This is a genomic window from Agarivorans sp. OAG1, assembly GCF_037076485.1.
GTDB lineage: Bacteria > Pseudomonadota > Gammaproteobacteria > Enterobacterales > Celerinatantimonadaceae > Agarivorans > Agarivorans albus.
On the sequence record NZ_AP028990.1, the window covers coordinates 598198 to 618352 of the forward strand.

16 protein-coding genes are annotated in these 20155 nt (G+C 42.9%); 12 read left to right on the forward strand and 4 right to left on the reverse strand.

Annotated features, from left to right (window positions below):
• Positions 1-70 precede the first annotated feature (70 nt).
• On the forward strand, positions 71-1435 hold the full coding sequence (locus OAG1_RS02865; RefSeq protein WP_338626411.1) for an MFS transporter: 1365 nt from the start codon (positions 71-73) through the stop codon (positions 1433-1435).
• 52 nt (positions 1436-1487) lie between these two features.
• The gene (locus OAG1_RS02870; protein ID WP_338623761.1) at positions 1488-2090 is read left to right on the forward strand and encodes a single-stranded DNA-binding protein; all 603 of its coding nucleotides are present in this window, start codon (positions 1488-1490) and stop codon (positions 2088-2090) included.
• An 83-nt stretch (positions 2091-2173) separates the two neighbouring features.
• On the opposite strand, the gene OAG1_RS02875 is transcribed toward OAG1_RS02870, so the two are convergent.
• A complete protein-coding gene (locus tag OAG1_RS02875) occupies positions 2174-2926 on the reverse strand; it encodes a serine protease (RefSeq protein ID WP_338623763.1) in 753 nt (250 codons plus the stop codon).
• 124 nt (positions 2927-3050) lie between these two features.
• Here OAG1_RS02875 and OAG1_RS02880 point away from each other — a divergent pair, with 124 nt between their 5' ends.
• The 4 genes from OAG1_RS02880 to OAG1_RS02895 all read left to right on the forward strand — a co-directional run bounded on the left by OAG1_RS02880 (position 3051) and on the right by OAG1_RS02895 (position 7430).
• Complete coding sequence (locus OAG1_RS02880) at positions 3051-3917, forward strand: ThiF family adenylyltransferase (protein ID WP_338623765.1); 867 nt, start codon at positions 3051-3053, stop codon at positions 3915-3917.
• Between the two features lie 156 nt (positions 3918-4073).
• The gene (locus tag OAG1_RS02885; RefSeq protein ID WP_338623767.1) at positions 4074-4976 is read left to right on the forward strand and encodes a THxN family PEP-CTERM protein; all 903 of its coding nucleotides are present in this window, start codon (positions 4074-4076) and stop codon (positions 4974-4976) included.
• A gap of 426 nt (positions 4977-5402) precedes the next feature.
• Positions 5403-6317 carry a THxN family PEP-CTERM protein gene (locus tag OAG1_RS02890; protein WP_016403875.1) on the forward strand — a complete coding sequence of 305 codons (915 nt, stop codon included), beginning with the start codon at positions 5403-5405 and terminating at the stop codon, positions 6315-6317.
• A 156-nt stretch (positions 6318-6473) separates the two neighbouring features.
• Positions 6474-7430 carry a PEP-CTERM/exosortase system-associated acyltransferase gene (locus tag OAG1_RS02895; RefSeq protein WP_016403874.1) on the forward strand — a complete coding sequence of 319 codons (957 nt, stop codon included), beginning with the start codon at positions 6474-6476 and terminating at the stop codon, positions 7428-7430.
• Positions 7431-7452: 22 nt separating this feature from the next.
• On the opposite strand, the gene prsT is transcribed toward OAG1_RS02895, so the two are convergent.
• Positions 7453-10212 (reverse strand): XrtA/PEP-CTERM system TPR-repeat protein PrsT, encoded by a 2760-nt coding sequence (gene prsT, locus OAG1_RS02900; RefSeq protein ID WP_338623771.1) that lies wholly within the window; start codon positions 10210-10212, stop codon positions 7453-7455.
• A gap of 176 nt (positions 10213-10388) precedes the next feature.
• On the opposite strand from prsT, the gene tviB reads away from it, so the two are divergent.
• The 6 genes from tviB to OAG1_RS02930 all read left to right on the forward strand — a co-directional run bounded on the left by tviB (position 10389) and on the right by OAG1_RS02930 (position 17116).
• Positions 10389-11657 (forward strand): Vi polysaccharide biosynthesis UDP-N-acetylglucosamine C-6 dehydrogenase TviB, encoded by a 1269-nt coding sequence (gene tviB / locus OAG1_RS02905; protein WP_016403871.1) that lies wholly within the window; start codon positions 10389-10391, stop codon positions 11655-11657.
• A 14-nt stretch (positions 11658-11671) separates the two neighbouring features.
• Entirely contained in the window at positions 11672-12697 is a 1026-nt protein-coding gene (locus OAG1_RS02910) for an SDR family oxidoreductase (protein ID WP_249483383.1), read from the forward strand.
• A 125-nt stretch (positions 12698-12822) separates the two neighbouring features.
• A complete protein-coding gene (locus OAG1_RS02915; protein ID WP_338623775.1) occupies positions 12823-13878 on the forward strand; it encodes a GNAT family N-acetyltransferase in 1056 nt (351 codons plus the stop codon).
• Positions 13836-15245: an O-antigen ligase family protein gene (locus OAG1_RS02920; RefSeq protein WP_338623777.1), complete on the forward strand. Its 1410-nt coding sequence runs from the start codon at positions 13836-13838 to the stop codon at positions 15243-15245. The genes OAG1_RS02915 and OAG1_RS02920 overlap by 43 nt, the downstream gene beginning before the upstream one ends.
• A 62-nt stretch (positions 15246-15307) precedes the next feature.
• On the forward strand, positions 15308-16195 hold the full coding sequence (locus tag OAG1_RS02925; protein WP_338623780.1) for a polysaccharide pyruvyl transferase family protein: 888 nt from the start codon (positions 15308-15310) through the stop codon (positions 16193-16195).
• A 21-nt stretch (positions 16196-16216) separates the two neighbouring features.
• Positions 16217-17116 (forward strand): glycosyltransferase family A protein, encoded by a 900-nt coding sequence (locus tag OAG1_RS02930; RefSeq protein ID WP_338623782.1) that lies wholly within the window; start codon positions 16217-16219, stop codon positions 17114-17116.
• Positions 17117-17166: 50 nt separating this feature from the next.
• On the opposite strand, the gene OAG1_RS02935 is transcribed toward OAG1_RS02930, so the two are convergent.
• Positions 17167-18612 (reverse strand): lipopolysaccharide biosynthesis protein, encoded by a 1446-nt coding sequence (locus OAG1_RS02935; RefSeq protein WP_338623784.1) that lies wholly within the window; start codon positions 18610-18612, stop codon positions 17167-17169.
• A gap of 29 nt (positions 18613-18641) precedes the next feature.
• The gene (locus tag OAG1_RS02940) at positions 18642-19844 is read right to left on the reverse strand and encodes a hypothetical protein (RefSeq protein ID WP_338623786.1); all 1203 of its coding nucleotides are present in this window, start codon (positions 19842-19844) and stop codon (positions 18642-18644) included.
• Positions 19845-20155 lie beyond the last annotated feature (311 nt).

Here is a 20155-nt window from a genome sequence, read left to right on the forward strand (position 1 = left end):
CTTGCGCTGGTTTGCGGCTTGCTGCTTGTGATAGCATTGCCGGTTCTTTAATGACGTATTTTTGATGGTTATGAACCTAGACGAACGATTAAACCCTACAGAGAAGCGCGCGGCCTATTCATTGGCTTTGTTATTTGCCTTGCGCATGGCCGGTTTGTTTATGTTAATGCCAGTATTAGCCGTTTATGGCCAAGAGCTTGTGGGCTTTTCGCCTTTATGGGTTGGTTTTGCGATTGGTGCCTATGGCTTAACCCAGGCAATGTTTCAAATCCCCATGGGGTGGTTGTCCGACAAAGTTGGCCGTAAGCCGATTATCTTCCTGGGGTTAAGTATTTTTGCGCTTGGCTCAGTAGTGGCTGCTACTGCTGATTCTATTTATGGCATCGCGTTAGGGCGTGCCTTGCAAGGCATGGGCGCTATCGCTAGCACGGTAATGGCCTTAGCTGCTGACTTAAGCCGAGAAACCCAGCGTGCGAAAGTAATGGCCTTTATTGGTGTTAGCATTGGTTTATCGTTTGCTGCCTCACTGGTTTTAGGGCCAATTCTCTCGGCTTATCTTGGTTTGTCGGGTCTGTTTTGGTTGATTGCTGTGTTATCCGTGTTCGCGATGTTTGTGGTGCAGTTTGCTGTACCAAGTGGCGATTCTAAAGCGCCTAGTGGTGAAGTAAGTGCTAACTCTAAACAGATGCTTGAGTTGCTTAAACACCCTCAGTTGCTGCGTTTAGATTGGGGGGTGTTTACCTTACACTTAGTGCTTACCGCTTTGTTTGTTGTAATGCCGTTTCGTTTGCTTGACGCAGGCCTAAATGCCGAAAATCATTGGCAAGTGTATTTGCCAGCTGTTCTTATTTCTTTTGTATTGATGGTGCCCTTGTTGATCATTGCAGCGAAGCGCAATCAGCAGCGTGCTTTCTTCATATTTGCTATTAGTTTGTTGTTATTTGCCAACGCTTTGTTATTGATTAACGGTTCCTCGGTTTGGGGGTTGGGAGTAATTTTGGCAGTGTTTTTTGTTGGCTTTAATTATTTGGAAGCCAGTTTACCAGCGCTAATTTCTAATTTGTGCCCTCCGGGCAACAAAGGCGCGGCACTTGGCGTATTTTCTACTAGTCAGTTTTTGGGGGCATTTATAGGTGGCTCTAGTGCTGGCGTTTTGTACACGGCTGGCGGGGCAAATTTAGTAAGTTGGTTTGCGATCGCTTTATTGATTATTTGGATCGTCGTGAGTTTAGGATTGCGTGCGCAAAGTGGCATAAAAAGTTATTCATTAACGATATCATCTCCCGATCAACCTGCTAGCATTTTAGAAAAACTGCAGGTTTTACCTGGGGTTGTAGAAGCAGTTGTTATTGCAAGTGACAATACTGTTTACCTTAAAGTTAAAACAAAAGAATTTGAATTGGCTAGAGCATTGGATTTGGTGCGTGCAGCCTAGTATGATAGCGGGTCTTCCTCGCCACAACAGATAGAACATAGGAGCGATATACATGGCCACTCGGGGCATTAATAAAGTAATTTTGGTTGGTAACTTAGGGCAAGATCCTGAAGTTCGTTTTATGCCAAACGGAGGGGCCGTCGCCAATATTACTATTGCAACTTCAGAAAGCTGGAGAGACAAGCAAAGTGGTGAACAAAAAGAGCGTACTGAATGGCACCGTGTAGTGTTGTTTGGCAAGTTAGCCGAAGTTGCAGGCGAGTACCTTAAGAAAGGTTCGCAAGTTTACATTGAAGGTCAATTACAAACACGTAAGTGGCAAGATCAAAGTGGTCAAGATCGCTACTCTACCGAAGTGGTTGTGCAGGGCTTTAATGGCGTGATGCAGATGCTAGGTGGACGTCAAGGTGGTGGCCAAGGGCAAAACATGGGTGGTGGTGCTCCGCAGCAACAAGGTAACTGGGGCGGTCAACAGCAACAAGCTGCGCCTCAAGCAGCCCCTGCTCAGCAAGGCGGTTTCCAGCAACAAGCTCCGCAGCAAGGTGGTTATCAGCAACAGCCTAAACCTGCTCCGGCACCTCAACAAGCTCCACAGCAGGCAACTCAGCAGTTTAACGAGCCTCCTATGGACTTCGATGATGATATCCCGTTCTAAAAACAGGATTTCTTAGAAGTGTACGAATACTAATTAAGCCCTTACTTTTAAGGGCTTTTTTGTATCCGTAAGTTTTCAAAACACTACTTCAGGCTGCTGAGAAGTTGCTTTAGATGAATTACCGGAATGGCATAACTGATCGCGCTTGGGTCAGCCAACACGGCTTCTTTGGTCGTTTTGACAAAAACCTTATTGATGATGGCGATAACTTCGCCTGTTTCTGGGTGATAGAGGGGGCTGCCACTATTACCGGGATAGGCAGTGGCATCAAGTTGATAAATATTATAGGGTGATTTGAGACGTTTTAATTGAGCAAGGTTTAGTTCGCTGGCATTTCTCGCCGGTATAACCACGGGTGTAATACTTGAGATAATCCCGCGGTGCGTAACTGGATATAGGCCTAATACAGCACCTATTGGGAAGCCGGTGAAAGCATATAGTTCTCCTTCGCGAACTTTTTGGTTCGAAAGCGTTAGCGGCTTTAGGGCTTTGCCTTCAATTTTTAGTATGGCTAAATCGTGTTGTTCAATGCTAGCCACTACGCTGGCAATGCGCAGTTCTGGCGAGCGACCTTGGCCAACAAATACAACTAGTTTTTCGTTCTGTTGTTGGTTTAGGCTTTTGGGGATCACATGTGCATTGGTGGCGATAAGGTGAGAGCCAACAACAAATCCGGTACCGCGCAAGCTGGCTCTAGGAGAATTTAGTTTATTGTAGGTACCAATTCCTACAACAGATGGTTTGATTTTTTCTATAGTGTCTGCAAGTGCGCTGGAAGCTTCTACACTAAACAGAGATGAAAAAGAGGCTAGGATTACGATGAAGGCGAGTTTCATACTATATTCTTCCTTGAATGACCTTTTAATCTTAATTTTTACTATGCATTAGAGCAAGTTGCTATGTTGTTCGTGGTTATATGCAGGCGAATGGATGTCGTCAATCTTATAAGGCTAACTAGTTATGAGTTTTAATTACGAAGATGCTTTTTCTCGGAATATCGGTTGGGTAACGGAAGCAGAGCAACAGGTGTTACGTGGAAAGCGTGTTGCAATGGCGGGTGCCGGGGGCGTTGGCAGTGAGCACATTGTTACCTTGGCGCGCTTGGGGGTTGGCAAGTTTCACATTTCTGATTTTGACGAATATGAAGTTCACAACTTTAATCGTCAAGCTGGCGCGTTTATGTCTACCGTTGGCCAAGACAAAGTAAAAGTAATGGAAAACATCTGCTTAGATATAAACCCTGAAGCGGAGGTGAAGTCCTTCCCTGAAGGTATTTTTGAGCACAATGTTGATGAGTTCCTTGAAGGTGTGGACGTATATGTAGATAGCCTAGACTTTTTTGCCTTGTCTGCGCGAAAGTTGGTCTTTCAAAAGTGTTTAGAGAAAAAGATCCCCTTAGTTACTGCTGCACCGTTAGGTATGGGCTGTGCATTTTTGTGTTTTATGCCTGGTAGTATGAGTTACGAAGAGTATTTTCGATTTGAAGATGCCACTAGTGAAAACGAGCAATATATTAAGTTCCTAATTGGTTTATCCCCCGCGATGTTGCAGCGCCCTTATCTAGTTGACCCGAGTCGAGCAGATTTTCACGCTAAAAAAGGACCATCGATGCCTATGGCGGTGAAGATGTGTGGTGGTATAGCGGGTACGTATGTTTTAAAAATCCTACTTAATCGAGGAGATCTAATTACCGCACCTTACGGCTTGCATTTTGATGCTTATCGAAATCGATTTAAGAAAACGTGGCGACCAATGGGTAATCGTAATCCTTTGCAGCGAATGGTATTTAAGATAGCCAAAAAAATAGTTTTAAAAGAAGAAAGCTGAGCGCTTTTTTATGTCAGTAAGTTTTACACATCATAATTGATTTATTTATTTTTAGCACGCAACTCTTTGTTAATATTGGTTAATTATATTTGGCCCGAGTTTTGCTTTATGCACGGTCTTTATATCTAAACGCTATTACCAAATTGGATGGGTGAAATGAATAAATTGAAACTTACTTGCTTGGCTGCAGGCCTAGGATTTGCAAGTATTTCTGCTAACGCTGAACTAATCACTGAATGGAATTACTCGAATGATGCGGGTTTTAAAGAGTGGAGTTCAAACGCTGGCCAACTAGGTATTGATACCGGCGGCGCAACAGCCGATGAGTTTGATCCTCTTTTTGGTGGTGAGTTACCTAAAAGCCTTGCATGGGGTACACCATACGGCGCTGTAAACCCTCAACTTATCAAAAGTTCACTTGAGATTGACGACGCTCAGTCTGGTCAAGTAAGTACAAGTGTAGTTGACGGTGTTGGTGCATTGGATTTCGTAACAGGTACAGGCCTTACCCATGAAAACTGGGGTGTAACTGGCAATACTTTGTCTTCAGCAGTTTTGTTTGATGGCTTGTTCCTGCAACCTCTAGCTCCTTTTGTTGGCCCAGCACTACCTGCGCCGGTTCTTGAGTTTGATGTATTGTTTGAAGAAACGTACAACACTCCTACTAATGACATCTGTAAATACGGTGATACTAAAGTAGGTGAAGCTGGCATTAATGAAGCTGGCTGTGCTGATTTATTCACATTGGTACTAGATGACGGAGTTACGTTTACTGAAGTTGGCGATGATATCTACCTTCAGAACAGCTTCATTCTACCAATTCCTGGTTTTGACGATTACGTGTATACCTTAACTACTCGTCTTCAAGGCTTAACTGTATTAGATAATCTAGATTGTGGTCCTGACTCTACATGTATTGGTTTCTTAACTGAAGAAAACCAGAAGAACGAATTAAAGGCAGCTTTCGCTATTTCTGCTGCTCAAGTAACTGAGCCAGGTACTTTAGCTATCTTTGGCTTAGGTTTGCTAGGTTTGGCTTCTGTTCGTCGCCGCGCTTAATTAGCTGCTCTTATATAATTACTGCTGCGCTTTCGCAGCAGTAATTTTTTATTTCCTTCAAGAAACTCTCACTTCCAAAGCTCAAATTCTCAATCGTAACTGTCTTGTTCGAAGGTTCTGCTTTCTCATCTACCTTTATAGTGCTTAGCAACTTAACACCAGAATGTTGTTTGTTGGTCCAAGGTAAATCGTTAATTGGATTTAGTAAGGGAAATCTTCATACATTAAGCTTTAGAACAAGGATCTTAAGGATCTTTTACGGTGGTAAACATAATGGGTTTTTGTGTCAGTAATTTTTACATCCTATTTACTTCAATGATTTGGTTATTTCTTAAGCTACTGCTTTTAAAGGTTTTTTAAAGTTGGCACCTAGATTGCTTTGTATGACTTGTATTTCGAATCGTACTGACCAAATGGATGGGTGACATGAACAAATTAAAACTTACATGCTTGGCGGCTAGCTTAGGTTTTGCAAGCATCTCTGCTAACGCTGCTCTTATCACTGACTGGGATTACCTAAACGAAGCTGGTTTCGATCAGTGGACTTCTGATGCTGGTTCAATTGACCCAACGGGTATTGATGCAACTGGCGAAACTTTAGATGATTTTGACCCACTTTTTGGTGGCGAGCTTCCTAAGTCTCTTGCTTGGGGTGACCCGTACGCTGCTGAAAACCCAGATCTTAAGAAAAGTGCTTTGAATATTGAAGATTCTAAATCAGGTACTGTGACTACCAGTGTTGTAGATGGTGTTGGTGCTTTAGCATTTTCAGAAGGTACTGGCCTTGTACACGAAAACTGGGGTGTAACCGGTGATACTCTAGTAGCAGCTACATTGTTTGATGGTTTGTTCCTTGCACCTACAGCACCTGTTGCTTTCCCATTAGCTCCAGCACCTGTACTTCAGTTCGGTGTGATTTTTGAAGAAACCTACAACACGCCAACTAACAATGTTTGTAAGTACGAGCCAACTCAGTTGGTAGGACAAGCCGGTATTAACCAAGAAGGCTGTTCTGACTTATTCACTATCGTGTTGGGTCCAGATGTTACATACACAGAAGTGGGTGATGACATTTACTTAACAAATAGCTTCGTACTACCAATTCCAGGTTACGATGACTATGTATACACCCTAACTACTCGCCTACAAGGTTTAGAAGTATTAGGTGATATTGATTGTGGACCAAACGCAACTTGTATTGGCTTCCTTACAGAAGAAGATAAAACTAACGAATTGAAAGCTGGTTTCGCTATCTCTGCTGCACAAGTATCAGAGCCAGGAACATTAGCTATCTTTGGATTAGGTCTATTAGGCTTGGCAGCTGTTCGTCGCCGCGCATAATGCTTAATTAAAAGTCGCTAAGTTTTAGCATTGTACATCCAAAGCGCAGCCTAGTTCTGCGCTTTGTTTTTTCTGCAAGCCTGCCTTTTATAATTCTAAATTGTTTCTAAAATCTAAATGTTATGTTTAGAAAGTTTGAAGCTTTGAGAGCGCTTTATGATCCGAAACAAACATGTGAAAAACCTAGCAAGTATCCCTTATCTTGGGGCTGTTGTGAGAGGTGGCATTTCGTTATTGGTTAAGCGAGAAGCTAAGCTAATTGCTCAGCACTTTGCAGAGTATCTTCGCCCGGTAGTTGCTTATAAAACCGATACCGTACAAGAAGCATTTCGAATTCGTCATGACGTATACTGTGAGGAACTTAATTTTGAGCCAGTCCGTGAAAACGGTATGGAACAAGATGAGTTTGATGAATACTCTCGCTTTTGTTTAATCGAGCACAAACCTAGTACCAACTATGCAGGCTGTGTGCGAATAGTATCTCCTTCTAGTAAAGATGAGTTACTGCCCATCGAGAAGTTTTGTTCTAATGCTATTGAAGGTGCTAAATATCACCCTTCGCAATTTGCTAGAAGCGAAATTTGTGAAATATCGCGTTTAGCGGTTCGCCCACAATTCCGACGTCGTAAAGCGGATAACTTTGATGGTGCTGCCTCTGGTGCGATCAATGAGCAAACCTATTCTGAGGAAGAGTTACGTTGCTTTCCTTTTTTAGCTATTGGTTTGTATTTGTCTATTGCCGCTCTAGCTGTGCGAGCTGGCACCCATCACGCGTTTGTTATGATGGAGCCGCGTCTTGCTAGAAGTATGAGCTTTTTAGGTATTAAGTTTGAGCAGCTTGGTCCAGCTATTGAGTATCATGGCTTACGCGCGCCTTACTACATTAGTGCAGGAACACTTACACGTACTTTACCGGTAGGCTTTCAAGTCTTGATGCGTAACATTGATAAAGAAGTAGAAAAGGGTTGTCTAGCAGCTAGAAACAATGATGACAATGATGACTATATTAAAAAAATGTATTCACCGAGTTTCTATAAAAATGACTCTCCGAACATATCGTTACGAGAGAGCCATAAATGGTGTGAATCTAAAGGTTTATATTTGCCCCAATAAAGTCTTATTAGGGCTATATAGATTAATTTAGCTGAGCTTCTAGTTCAGCTTTTTTATTGGCTAACTCTGGCTCAATATTTATTAATCCATCGAGTAGCTGTTTAGCTTCTTTGGTTTGCTTATTTGCAATTAGTGCTTCTGCTAAATGCAAACCTACCTCATTACTAGCATCTTGCTTGTAACTATCTTCAAGCGCTTTAGTTGCTTCTACTACTTTCCCAGACTTAAGCAACATGTAGCCGTAGGTGTCTTTTACCTGTGGTATATCCGGTTTTAGCTGGTGGGCTTGCTTGGCGTAAGTTAAGGCTACTTCAAATTCGTTTAAGTCATGGTAAACCCAAGCGAGGTTGTTCCAGGCTACAAAGTTATCTGGCTGATCTTTAATGATCGCTTGGTACTCCTCAATTGCTTGCTGCGGGTTAGCTTTCATTTGCAGCTCTGCAAGTTGCAGTTGAAGAGGTTTTGCCGCTTCGCCATGAACATCGATAGCTTGCCTAATGAAAGCAACAGCTTGCTCGATTTTATCTGCTTCTTTGTATGATTTGATCAACAGGTTGGCGGTTTGGGTACTTGGATAAGCTTCATATAGTTTATTGAAAGTATCCGTTGCTGCAGGCCAGTTTTCTTGAACTAGATAAATGTAACCTTGCTGCTGCAAAACCGCAGGTGTGTTCATTTGATTCGCATCAAGGTTGTTTAGAGCATCTTGGCTGGCTACGGCATCACCCGCTTTTAGCTGCAATACAGAATGAACAAACAATAAACGTTGGTTATTTTTATATAGTTTTACTGCTCTATTGCTTAAGGCGACGGCTTCTTTCAAGTTACCAGAAGATTCTAAGATGTTGATGTTCTTAACATACGCCGGTAGCGAGAGAGGAGAGTTTTCTAGCCAAGCTTGATAACTTAAAATGGCCTTCTCTTGATTATCCGTTTCTAGGTACAAATCACCGATCAATTGCCAAACTCTGTCTTCGCGGGTTAAAGCATCAATTTGCTCAAAAGATTCAATGGCTTTCGGAAACTCTCGGGTAAACAAATAGTATCGGCCTAACTGTTCTTTCAACAATGAAGAATCTGGAGCCTCGGCAAGTTGTTTATCAAGAAGTGCCTTTACCTCCTCAGTCTTTTCTATCTGAGAAGCGTGACTCATTAGAAACTCAAAAACACGTAAGTTTTCGGGCTGCTCGGTTTTAACCTCGTAGGTTATCTCATAGGCTTTTTCTACTTCGCCTTTTTGCACATAAACCGATGAGCTAAATAGCTTTGCTGCTAGGTCATCAGGTTGGTCTTTTAATATTGATTGATAAGCTGCGAGAGCTTCATCGTAGCGCTCTTGCTGCTCAAGAATGGCACCTTTAAATAGTTTTACACTTTGATCTTCTGGGTGAGCATCTATCCAGCTATCCAGAGACTTTAGCACTTCATCAGCTTTTCCTTGGCGGAAGTAATGAGTCTGTAAACCTAAAAATGCTTGGGCATGAGCAGGATCTTCAGCTAGCACCTCTTCGAGTATGCTAATTCCATCTAAATCATTTTGTTTAAGCTTAAGTAAACCCAATTTGGCTTTTTCTGATAAGCCTCCTGAACTTGCTGCTTTTTCGGCAATTTGTACTGCTTCTTCGGTGCGGCCTAAACGGTTGAGCTGCATGCTCACTGTGCTTAAGAAGTCGCTGTCTTGGCCCTCAGCAACCGATGCTTGGTTAAGCTGATTGAAGGCGTTATCTAATTGGCCAATCCTAAATTGAGTGGTTACGTATAAACGTTGTGCCAGGGCATTTTGTGGATCTTTAGTAATCACTCTCTCTAGTTGAGTTAAGGCTTGTTCGTACTTTTGTAATTTGTAAGCAGAGATACCTGCAACAATTTGGGTAGCAGTGTTATGAGAACCACTTTGCAAGGCTTTAGTTGATAAGGTAAATGCATTCTCAAAATCTTCATCTTGAAAACGTACATAAGCTTTAAGTTGATTGCTAAGCATGTGGTTTGGTGCGATTTTCAAAATACTGTCTAAGTATTTCTCCGCTTCGCTAAATTGCTTATTTTTTACCAAAGCCTGTGCTAAATACAAAGTGAACTGAGCAGCATCTGGGGCCAGTTCCACTGCTTTGCTATATGACTCTACTGCTACTTCTGTGTCATTAGACATAGACGCAAGGTGGCCTTTTAGCAGCCATACATCGGTATTGTCTGGTACTTCTTGGCTTAGTTGTTCCAGTGTTTCGTTGGCAGCCCCAAATTGTTGATCTGCTGCTGAGATACTGGCCTTTACCATCCGCGAGTAGGTACCTTCAAAGCCAAGCTCTTGGGCCTGGTTTAAGGTGGTTTTAGCCGGATCAAATTGCCCATTTCTAAATAGCGAAAGGGCGTGAATTGCCAGTAATTCGGTTTCTAGCTCGGCCTCAAAAGGTCTATTTTGAGTAATCAATTCGCCTATTTTTTCCGGCTCATTTTGATTTAGATAGGTTCTAGCTAGTAGGGGAATGAGTTGCTGTTTTTCAGCGTTTAAGTCTAAGGCTCTAAGTAGCTCTTTTTCTGCTGCTGGATAGTTACCACGTTCTAGGTAAATTCCACCCAAATTCAAGCGTGCCTGTGCCAATGAGGCATCTTTTTTTATGGCATTTTTTAGTTCGATGATTGCAGCGTTCTGATCATTTTTTGCTAAGTATTCGGTAGCCTTAGATAAGTGCTGTTCTGCGGTGTCCCCACCACAGGCAGTTAATGCGATGGTTAAGGCACTAACTGCCAGAATTTTCTTCATTCCAAACCTATGATTACTCATATTATTCCCTGTTTGTTGGATTGATAAATCACATTAAAATAATACAGCTTAATTAACCCGATGTCTTACTTTGTAGCGTGTTTTGTTTTTATGTGGATTTTGACCCTTACTTTCTGTTCCAATATGCGGTTTAATTAGCATTAGAAAACTGTTTTCAAATTTAAATGGATGTATACATGGACGTGAGTATTGCCGTAATTGGTTTAGGTTATGTTGGCCTGCCGTTGGCTGTAGAGTTTGCTAAAAAACGCAGTGTGGTTGGTTTTGATATTAATCAAGGACGAGTGACTGAGCTTCAGCAAGGTGAAGACCTTACCCAAGAGGTTAGTAATCAAGAGCTACAAGACGTTGCTGGCAATATGTCTTACAGCTGCAACATTGAAGACTTAGCAAAATGTAACGTGTTCATTGTGACCGTTCCTACTCCAATTACTGAGCATAAACAGCCAGATCTAACACCTTTGGTACGCGCCAGCGAAACAGTTGCTAAAGTACTTAAACCTAATGACATTGTTATTTACGAATCTACGGTGTATCCAGGTGCTACTGAAGAGCAATGTGTGCCTGTTTTAGAGAAGAACTCGGGCCTTAAGTTTAATAGTGACTTTTATGTTGGTTACAGCCCTGAACGTATCAATCCAGGCGATAAGACTCACCGTGTTTCTACAATTAAAAAAATCACCTCTGGCTCAACCCCAGAAATCGCCACTATCGTCGATGATCTTTACGCTGAAATAGTGGTTGTGGGCACCCACAAAGCTAGCAGCATTAAAGTGGCAGAAGCGGCTAAAGTTATTGAGAATACTCAGCGTGATGTAAATATCGCGCTTATCAACGAATTGGCGCTCATCTTTAATCGCTTAGATATTGATACCGAAGCAGTACTAGAAGCCGCCGGCACTAAGTGGAACTTTTTACCATTCCGCCCGGGCTTAGTTGGTGGTCACTGTATTGGTGTCGACCCTTACTACTTAACGCATAAAGCTGAGTCTATTGGTTACCGCCCGGAAGTGATTCTTGCAGGTCGAAGAATTAACGACAATATGGGTCGTTATGTTGTATCACAGTGCATTAAGTCAATGGTGAAACGTAATATCTCGGTGGTAGAGAGTAAGATTTTGATTTTAGGTTTAACCTTTAAAGAAAACTGCCCTGATATTCGAAATACTAAAGTTATCGATATTGTTCACGAGTTTGCAGATTACGGTGTTCAAGTCGACACCTACGACCCATGGGCAGACAAAGAAGAATGCCATGAAGAGTACGGTATTGATTTAGTAGAAAGCCCACAGGCCGGTAATTACGACGCAATCATTTTAGCCGTTGCTCACCAGCAGTTTAAAGATATGTCAGTAGAACAAATACGTGCCTTTGGTAAAAAAGACCACGTACTTTACGATCTTAAATATCTATTGCCAGTTGGCGCCAGTGATTTGCGTTTGTAATGGGGACTGATACCGTGCAGCGTTTTCAACAAGTGTGTGAGCAACTTAAAGCCGAGCCTAAAGTTTGGGCAATTACCGGTGTGGCGGGTTTTATTGGCTCTAACTTATTAGAAGCCTTATTAAAGTTAAACCAAAAGGTAGTTGGTTTAGATAACTTTGCCACTGGGCATCAGCATAACCTAGACGAAGTAAAAGGTTTGGTAAGTGAGCAACAATGGCAGCAATTTCGCTTTGTAGAAGGCGACATTCGAGACCAAGCAACTTGTCAGGAGTTTCTGTCTGGTGCTGATTTTGTGTTGCACCAAGCAGCCCTTGGCTCGGTTCCTCGCTCGATAAATGACCCTATTACCACCAATGAAGTAAACATTTCTGGTTACTTGAATATGTTGCAGGCTGCTAAAGAGCAACAGGTATCTGCCTTTGTTTATGCTGCGTCTAGTTCAACTTATGGCGATCACCCAGATTTACCTAAAGTGGAAGATAAAATTGGTAATCCCTTATCGCCTTATGCCGTTACCAAGTATGTTAACGAGCTCTATAGTTCAGTATTTCAACGTACTTACAATTTCCCATCTATTGGCTTGCGTTACTTTAACGTGTTTGGTCCTCGCCAGGATCCAAATGGCGCATATGCGGCGGTTATTCCTAAGTGGACAGCGGCACTGATTGACGAGGAGCAGGTATTCATTAATGGCGATGGTGAAACCAGCAGAGATTTTTGCTTCATTGACAATGTAGTGCAAATGAACATTTTGGCTGCAACTGCCGGTTTAGAAAGCAGTGAAGTATTCAATGTAGCTCTGAATGACCAAACCAGCTTAACTCAACTCTATGACTTGCTGTGTGAAAACCTATCTAAGTACGGGGTTGTGCGCTCTGCCAAGCCGGAGTATCGCGATTTTCGGGCTGGTGATGTACGTCATTCGCGCGCTGACATTAGTAAGGCTGAGCAATTGTTGGGATATGCGCCAGAGTTCACTATTGGCCAGGGCTTAGCTATCGCCATGCCTTGGTATATTGAGCAATCTAAAGCGAACTAAAGCCGTAGATTGACAGCGCTGAAGATCTTTTTAAGGAAGAAAAGATTAAATAGTGGAAACCAGCAGTAAGCTTGATGCTGGTTTCTTTATTTTAGCCATTTGCTGAGGTTGTTTAGCATATCTAAATGAGAGATGCCGATACTTTACAGTGGCGTGAAATTCGCTCACTAGACCAACTTGTTGCTATACAAGAGCAGTGGCAGGCCCTTTGTCAGTTATGCCAAGCAGACATGTTTAACTGTCCTGGTTGGTTAGTACATTGGACTAATCAGTTTTGGGACAAGCACTGTGAGCTTTATTGTATGGCTGGGTTTGCCAATGAGAAGCTGGTGGTATTAGCGCCTTTTTACACACGGAGCAGCGCTAAGCTGTTGGGGATAAAACAGCTATTTTTACTTGGTCAGGGAGAACCTGAGCACGCGGAGGTAGCATCTGAATACCCTGATGTACTGCTAAATCAAGACTATCAGGCAGAGGCCTTAAAGGTTTTGTTAGCGTGGCTGTCTAAGATTAGCTTTGATGTGTTTGTTGCTCGCGCGGTAATAGAGCATAGCTTTTTGCATCAGCTGCTTAACAGCGTGCCTAACATTCAGCTTGCCGAGGCTCGTCGCTATTCTTTAGAAGTAAAACCGTGGTCTATAAAGCAGCTTAGCCGCAATGCTCGCTCGCAGTGGCGCAGAGCAGATAAAGCTTTAGCTGAGAAAGGGGCAGAGTTTAGGTGGTTAACAAGCTCTGAAATTGAACAGTATTGGCCAAGCTTGGTGGCGTTTCATCAGGCGAGGTGGCAAAACAAAGGCAAGCTTGGTGCATTTTCCGATCAGCGTTTTAGCCAATTTCATCAGCACTTTCGCCAGCAGCACCCTGATTCAGTCGCTATGAGTGGTGTGTTTATTAAGCAGCAGCCTTTAGCATTAAACTTCTATTTGCTAGAACAGCAGCAGTTACATTTTTATCAATCTGGCTGGGATGAAAAACAGTTTTCGCAATGTTCACCCGGATTCGCACTTCATGTATGGAGTATTTTAAACAGCAAAGCTGTGCTTTATGACTTTATGATGGGCGCCACCGCGCAAAGCTATAAAGCAAAGTTTTCATGTGACGAAACCAACTTGGTTAATCTGTCGCTGATTAATTCCCCATGGAGGGTAAGACTATTCAAGCTCGTCGACAAAATCCTTTAGCGGCAGACGTAACACCGCTAGGTAGAAGGCCTTTACCCATTAAGGAAAAAACAGCACCTTTGGCTTTCTTTTTCCTTTGCCTATACAGCATTGCTGTGCTGATTCGGCCGCATGAATTTTCGCTATCAACGGCTAATTTCATCATCATTAAGGTATTTGCCATTCTTTCCTTTGGCTTTACTTTGATTACCTTAAGGCCAATAAAGCTGCAGCCTCAACACTATTTGTTACTGGGCTTAGTGCCATTGATTATGATGTCGGCATTTTTAAATGGTTGGGGCACCGGGGGGATTTTTCAGGCGCAGCGCCTATTTGTAAGCTCCATTATTCCTTTTTTCCTTTACAGCGCGTTAATCGCTACCCCAGGTAGGCAGCGCTTACTCATGTATATATGCATCGCTGCAGCCTTGGTGATGGTATACAACGGACATATTCAACAAGCCTCATTTAACGGTAAGTATGGTATTGGCATTGGCGACAGTATTACTGTTGGCCGTGAAGAGATGCGCATCACTTACCTCGGATTCTTTAGTGACCCTAACGATTTAGGCATGTTCTTGGTAATGAATATGCCTTTTGTCGCTTACTTTTTTGGTCGAGGTGGTGCGGTTGTAAAAATAGCAATGCTGGCTATTTTAGTGGCGTTTGGCTACGGCGTATATATGACCGGGTCTCGGGGCACATTGCTGGGCTCTGTTGCGGTAATTGGTTTGTATTTCCTTATTAGTAATGCTGGTGCGCGGCTTATTTTATTTGCATGTTTAAGCGCGCCAATTGCTGCCACCTTATTGGCATCGTTTGGTGGCTTGTCATCGACTGAGTCCTCTGCTGCTGGGCGCTTAGACGCTTGGTACGATGGCATTCAAATGCTTATCCATAACCCTGTTTTTGGGGTAGGTATGGGTAACTTTATGGATCATCACGGCAAAGTGGCTCATAACTCTTATGTACATGTGGCTGCGGAATTAGGTGTGCCTGGCTATAGCCTATGGGGCGGTGCGCTAATTCTTAATATGCTGGTGGGTTACGCGATTTTGAAGCGATTCAATCGTTATCCCAACGACGATGATCCGCAAGACTTAGAAGTAAGCGAAGAGAAATCAGAGCAGTACAAAGAAGAAGCTAACCTGAATAAAGCGTTATTTTATTCGATGATTGGTTTTATGGTGACTGCCTTTTTCTTAAGTCGTCAGTTCACTCTGCTGATGTTTATTTTTATGGGGATGCAAACCGCTAGTCATTTACGCTTGATGAAGTTGCGCCCAGATTTAGAAGAAATGTTTTCAGCCAAAATGGTTTGGCGATGTATGGGTTATAGCTGGGCGGTAATCGTTGCTGTTTACATGACCTTAAAGGTTGGTTTATAGCCACCACAAATTGAATAACTCGGCTGAACACGGCCGAAGGCAAAGGATTAACTAGGTTAAAAATGCAATTATTTTACTACAAGGATGAAGTGGGCAATTTTGGTGATGACCTTAACCCATGGTTATGGCCCAAGTTACTTCCTGACTTTTTTAATGACGATTCTTCAGAGTTGCTGGTGGGCATTGGTACCTTGTTGAACCACCGGTTACCCAATGACAAAACCTTACACATTGTCGGCTCTGGTGTGGGCTATGGTCAACTGCCAGCGGTTACCGATAAGTGGAAGGTTCACGCTGTTCGTGGGCCTTACAGTGCTAAAGCTTTAGATCTTGACCCTAGTACCATTGTGACAGACTCAGCCTTATTACTTCGCAATGTGATGGAACCGACTCATAAAGAAAACGGTGATATTGGCTTTATGCCGCATTACTTGAGTTGTCGTAGTGCCGACTGGGAGAATATTGCCGAAGCTTGTGGCTTTAGGTTTATTTCTCCTGAGTGGTCGGTAGACAAGGTGTTTGCAGAGATGGCGCAATGCCGATTGATGCTAACAGAAGCGATGCACGGTGCTATTGTTGCCGATGCGCTACGCCTTCCTTGGAAGGCGGTTATCTTGGGTGACCATGTCAATCAGGTTAAATGGCAGGATTGGCTATCAACGGTGGATATGCAGTATCAACCGGAAAGTGTGCCTAACTACTTTTATAGTGCTGGCACGAGCTCGGTTAATGCCATTAAAGATGAAGTGAAGCGCCAACTACAAAGTGTCGGTTTTGGCAAAAGTTGGTATAAACCCAAGCCGCGCAACTCGAGCGCTAAGGTTCGTTCTGAAGTTTGTTCTCAACTGAGTGCTATTGCTAATAGCGCCCAAGGGGAGTTAAGTGGTGAGGCTATCCAGAACCAGTTGATTCTTAGACTTAATCAAAGCTTAGACGCTTTACAGGCGTAGCTAACCAGGAGGGTATAAGCGATGACAGTTGCAGTCAGCATTATCATTCCTGCCTATAACTCGGCGGCTTTTATCGACAAAGCCATCGAGTCTATCTTGGCGCAAAGCTTTGATGACTATGAAATCATTGTTGTAGATGACGGATCTAAAGATGATACCGTTGCGAGCTTGGAAAAGTATCGGGCAAAGATACAATTAATCAGCCAGCAAAATGGTGGCGCGTCTAAGGCAAGAAATACCGGTATTCAAGCGGCAACAGGAGAGTTTGTTGCCTTTCTCGATTCTGATGACTTATGGCGTCCACAGAAGTTGATGGATCAAGTTAACGCTATGCGTGCACAGCCTGACTGGGTGGCCTGTTATACCGAGACATCCTACAAGGCCGATGAAGAAACCCTCAACGCACAAAGTGAGCAAGCTCCGGAGTTAGTCTCTAAGGACTTACAACAAGTTTTTTTACATCCTTATTTGGTGACATCTTCATTTATGGTGCGCCGAGAAGTGCTTAATAAGGTGGGGTTGTTTGATGAAAGCTTAAAAACCGCTGAGGATATCGACTTGTACCTACGGATTGCAGAGCAAGGGCTAATCGGTTTATTGCAAAAAAGCTTAGTGTGGAAAGCCGATATAGAGGGAAGCTTAGGCAGTTTGTTATCGTCTTATCAAGACAACCTTGATGTTGTAGATGCGTTCTTAGCTCGACAAGGTAGTAATAGCGCCAGTTGGGGGGATCTGGTTGGTAAAGTGAAGGCCAAGATCTACCTAGATTGGGGGAAAGACTTATTATGGAATGAGCAATGCTTTGCTGCCTTTAAAGCATTGTCTCAGTCTTTAAGCTTGAAGTTTTCTGGTGCTACCGTTTGGCTAATGATAAAAGCGCTTATTAAAGCAGCGCTGAGCCCGCTGCGGGGCTCGAAGTAACATACCCTATGCTGGGTCTGTTGTACTTAACCGCAGAAGTGCAACAGACTTTAGCCGTTACGTTTAAGCATGCTAAGTACTTCTTTAATCGAAGCCCTATCTAATAGCAGCATCAAGCCCAAGTAAGTTATCCCACCCAAAGTGATTTGCAGCAGCAACGCCACTACGATGTCTGCTTCAATAAATGATTTAGCACCATAAACCACCGTAAACATTGCTGCGCCCGATAGCATTGGGGCTAACAGCAACTTTACAAATTGGCTGAATTGCGTATTTAAGGTTTGGCTATTTCGCCAAGCTACGATTAAGTAGGCAATTGGAAATCCACACAACCACGCTAAAGCTAAGCCAGTTGCACCATAGCGAGCTGCGATCATTATGCTTATAAACATAATCACCACCATAAAGCATAAGTTCACCAGCATGTGGTTCACTTTCTTCAAGCTTTTAAGAGCGGGGTTAAATAACTCTTCACTGAAGCGAAGTGGCATAATCATTAACATAATGGTGGTTGGTATTACTGCGCCTAACCATTTTTCGCCGAGTAGCAGCGGAATCACCAAATCGGTGACTGAAGCCAAGCCCCAAAAAATGGGCAAGGTTAAGCTAATGCATAAACGCTGTGCCTTCAGCACATAGTTGGCGATGAGCTTTGGTTGATCTTGTATTTGAGAAAATGCAGGGAAGGCCACTTGTCGAAGTAAGGGCATGATTTTCTTCTGCGGCATTAGTGCTACTTGCAAGCCAATGGCATACAGGCCCACCTCGGTTGGCGTCATTATCCTACCGGCAATTGCTACATCCATATGCATGAATACATAAAATAATACCGATTGAATAGACAACATACCGCCAAATTTAAGCATGGCGGTTATATCGTTTATCTTAAAGCTAGGTAGAAAATCAATCGGTTTGGCTGCAAAGGTCAGCGCGGCTCGCAAGCCAATAAAGATTATCTCGCCAATGACCAAAGACCAAAATCCATAGCCCAAATAAGCCATCACTAAGGTTGACACTGCCGCTACGATATTAGAGATAGCGGCAATAATCGATACTCGCTTAAACTCCATGTTCTTAGCTAGTAAGGCGGCAGGAATCACTTCTAAAGCTAAGATAATAAAACACCAAGCATTCACTTTTAAAATTTGGCTTACTATGTCTGATTTATAGTAGCTGCCGGCCACATCAGCTAAGGAATACTGCAGTGCGAAAAAGCCAAGGTGGCTAATAATAATAGCGCCAAATAGCTGCTTTAAACTCTGCTTAGTTAAGTTCTTCTCTTGAATAATTGACGAAGCGAATAAGGAGCCTAGCAATAAGTTAAGAAAACCAAACAGTACGTCCGACATAGCAACCAGGCCATAGTCGTCTGGGCTTAATAAGCGAATGACCCAAAAAGTCATAGCCCAGCGCAGTAATTGGGTAACAATTTTCCCCATGGCTACCCATTTTAAGGAAGATAGAACTTGATTTTTTAGCTTGGAATCTTTGGTCATGTTAAGGCTTTTGGCTCGCGAGGAACAAATTAGTGGTATTGCTTGGGATGATATAAACCTAAGCTAGACAACAGTTTTTTTAGCTGGTTTTTAAATAGCAAAAAGACTTTGGCCGGTGAACGTTTGAGGAACAACATAGTGGCCGAAAGGTAGTGATGAGCAGCAAAGCGATATCCCCGCTGTTTAGCCCAAACCACTATTTCTTTTAGCAGTGGGTCCTTGCTAATTAGAACTTCATTAATGAATGCTTGCTTGTGTTGCTGGTAAACCTCTAAATCAAAGTTATCTTTATATAGCTCAAGTTTACCGGCCAAATCTAAGGTCAGCAGGGTGCGTAAACACTTATCGCAGTGTGAACAATTGCCCGCTCTATCACCTTTCACGCAAACATCTAATACTTTGTATGAATCTGGGTTGCTACTAATACGCAGGGTTTTTTCTACGCGCGAGTGCTCGCTACCCACCGAGTGACATTGCAAGCTTTCAGTAGCCAAGAGCGGCATACTAAAAGCGTCGCTATATGCCATGTCGTAGCTCTCGCCAACAAATAAATCTTGATAGCTGTAGGCGGATGAATATAAAAAGTGGCCAATGAATTGTTGAAACAACATCGGGATAGCGGCATTTCGCAGAGTATGAGTTAACTGAAAATCCAAACTACGGCCATAGAAGTCATTCATATTTGAGTTAACAGTAATGAACGGAAGCTGCCAAGTATCGGCTGTTTCTTTTAATTGTTGGTAGCGTTCGCGAAATAGGCGTTCTTCTCCCGGCCCGTGAGAACCCACATTATTGTAAAGTAGATGAGTAATCTTGAGCGCTTTAGGAGGGCTATCTGAAAAGTAGTCGGTAATGGTGCAAAACGAATCTACGCCCGCAGAAAAGCCAGTGATAACGCCGGTAGCTGACGAGCTTTGTGTATTGCAGTGCTCGGCGGTAATGTTCACTCGCTGCAAATAAGGAATGGTTTGGGTCAGTATAGTTTGGTAAGCGCCATTTAAACTAAATAGTAAACGCTCAGACACGCTACCTTTAACATGAATGTTTTCATTGGCTAACATTGCTGGAAGTAATAAAGCCATTAAGGCTGTGTCACTGCTACTCGACAGTTCTTGTTGGGCAAGGTTGTCAACTTCAAACCAAAGTTGTTGATGACTTCCTTTTAGGTCGAAGTCCACTTGATAAACAAGCGCACTGCCTTTCGCCACAATAGTAACTGGACCGATGTCCATATCGCGTTTTCCTTAACACTACATCACCAAGCTCAATGCTGATTAGGCTAACGTATAAAACAACAAATTAGTAGTAATCTTGGCGTTTAAATTCACGCCTGTTTAGCGTTACTATAATGCCTAAGTAAAAGGAATTGCTCGATTAATGGAAGACCTCGCCAACCCAGTAGTAGATGTTTGTTGTTTACTTAAATGTTAGGGTAAGTAGCAAAGGTGTTTCATTGAACGTAGTTAATAACAGCGCTTGAGAAAAGCGAGTAAGCAACTTGCCTGTTCAATACTTTGAGCCTTGTACACATTAGTTATCATAC

Excerpts from the sequence above, each read along its gene's own strand:
- OAG1_RS02865 (WP_338626411.1), top strand. The coding sequence starts at position 71 with ATGAACCTAGACGAACGATTAAACCCTACAGAGAAGCGCGCGGCCTAT.
- OAG1_RS02870 (WP_338623761.1), top strand. The coding sequence starts at position 1,488 with ATGGCCACTCGGGGCATTAATAAAGTAATTTTGGTTGGTAACTTAGGG.
- OAG1_RS02875 (WP_338623763.1), bottom strand. The coding sequence starts at position 2,926 with ATGAAACTCGCCTTCATCGTAATCCTAGCCTCTTTTTCATCTCTGTTT.
- OAG1_RS02880 (WP_338623765.1), top strand. The coding sequence starts at position 3,051 with ATGAGTTTTAATTACGAAGATGCTTTTTCTCGGAATATCGGTTGGGTA.
- OAG1_RS02885 (WP_338623767.1), top strand. The coding sequence starts at position 4,074 with ATGAATAAATTGAAACTTACTTGCTTGGCTGCAGGCCTAGGATTTGCA.
- OAG1_RS02890 (WP_016403875.1), top strand. The coding sequence starts at position 5,403 with ATGAACAAATTAAAACTTACATGCTTGGCGGCTAGCTTAGGTTTTGCA.
- OAG1_RS02895 (WP_016403874.1), top strand. The coding sequence starts at position 6,474 with ATGATCCGAAACAAACATGTGAAAAACCTAGCAAGTATCCCTTATCTT.
- prsT (WP_338623771.1), bottom strand. The coding sequence starts at position 10,212 with ATGAGTAATCATAGGTTTGGAATGAAGAAAATTCTGGCAGTTAGTGCC.
- tviB (WP_016403871.1), top strand. The coding sequence starts at position 10,389 with ATGGACGTGAGTATTGCCGTAATTGGTTTAGGTTATGTTGGCCTGCCG.
- OAG1_RS02915 (WP_338623775.1), top strand. The coding sequence starts at position 12,823 with ATGAGAGATGCCGATACTTTACAGTGGCGTGAAATTCGCTCACTAGAC.
- OAG1_RS02920 (WP_338623777.1), top strand. The coding sequence starts at position 13,836 with ATGGAGGGTAAGACTATTCAAGCTCGTCGACAAAATCCTTTAGCGGCA.
- OAG1_RS02925 (WP_338623780.1), top strand. The coding sequence starts at position 15,308 with ATGCAATTATTTTACTACAAGGATGAAGTGGGCAATTTTGGTGATGAC.
- OAG1_RS02930 (WP_338623782.1), top strand. The coding sequence starts at position 16,217 with ATGACAGTTGCAGTCAGCATTATCATTCCTGCCTATAACTCGGCGGCT.
- OAG1_RS02935 (WP_338623784.1), bottom strand. The coding sequence starts at position 18,612 with ATGACCAAAGATTCCAAGCTAAAAAATCAAGTTCTATCTTCCTTAAAA.
- OAG1_RS02940 (WP_338623786.1), bottom strand. The coding sequence starts at position 19,844 with ATGGACATCGGTCCAGTTACTATTGTGGCGAAAGGCAGTGCGCTTGTT.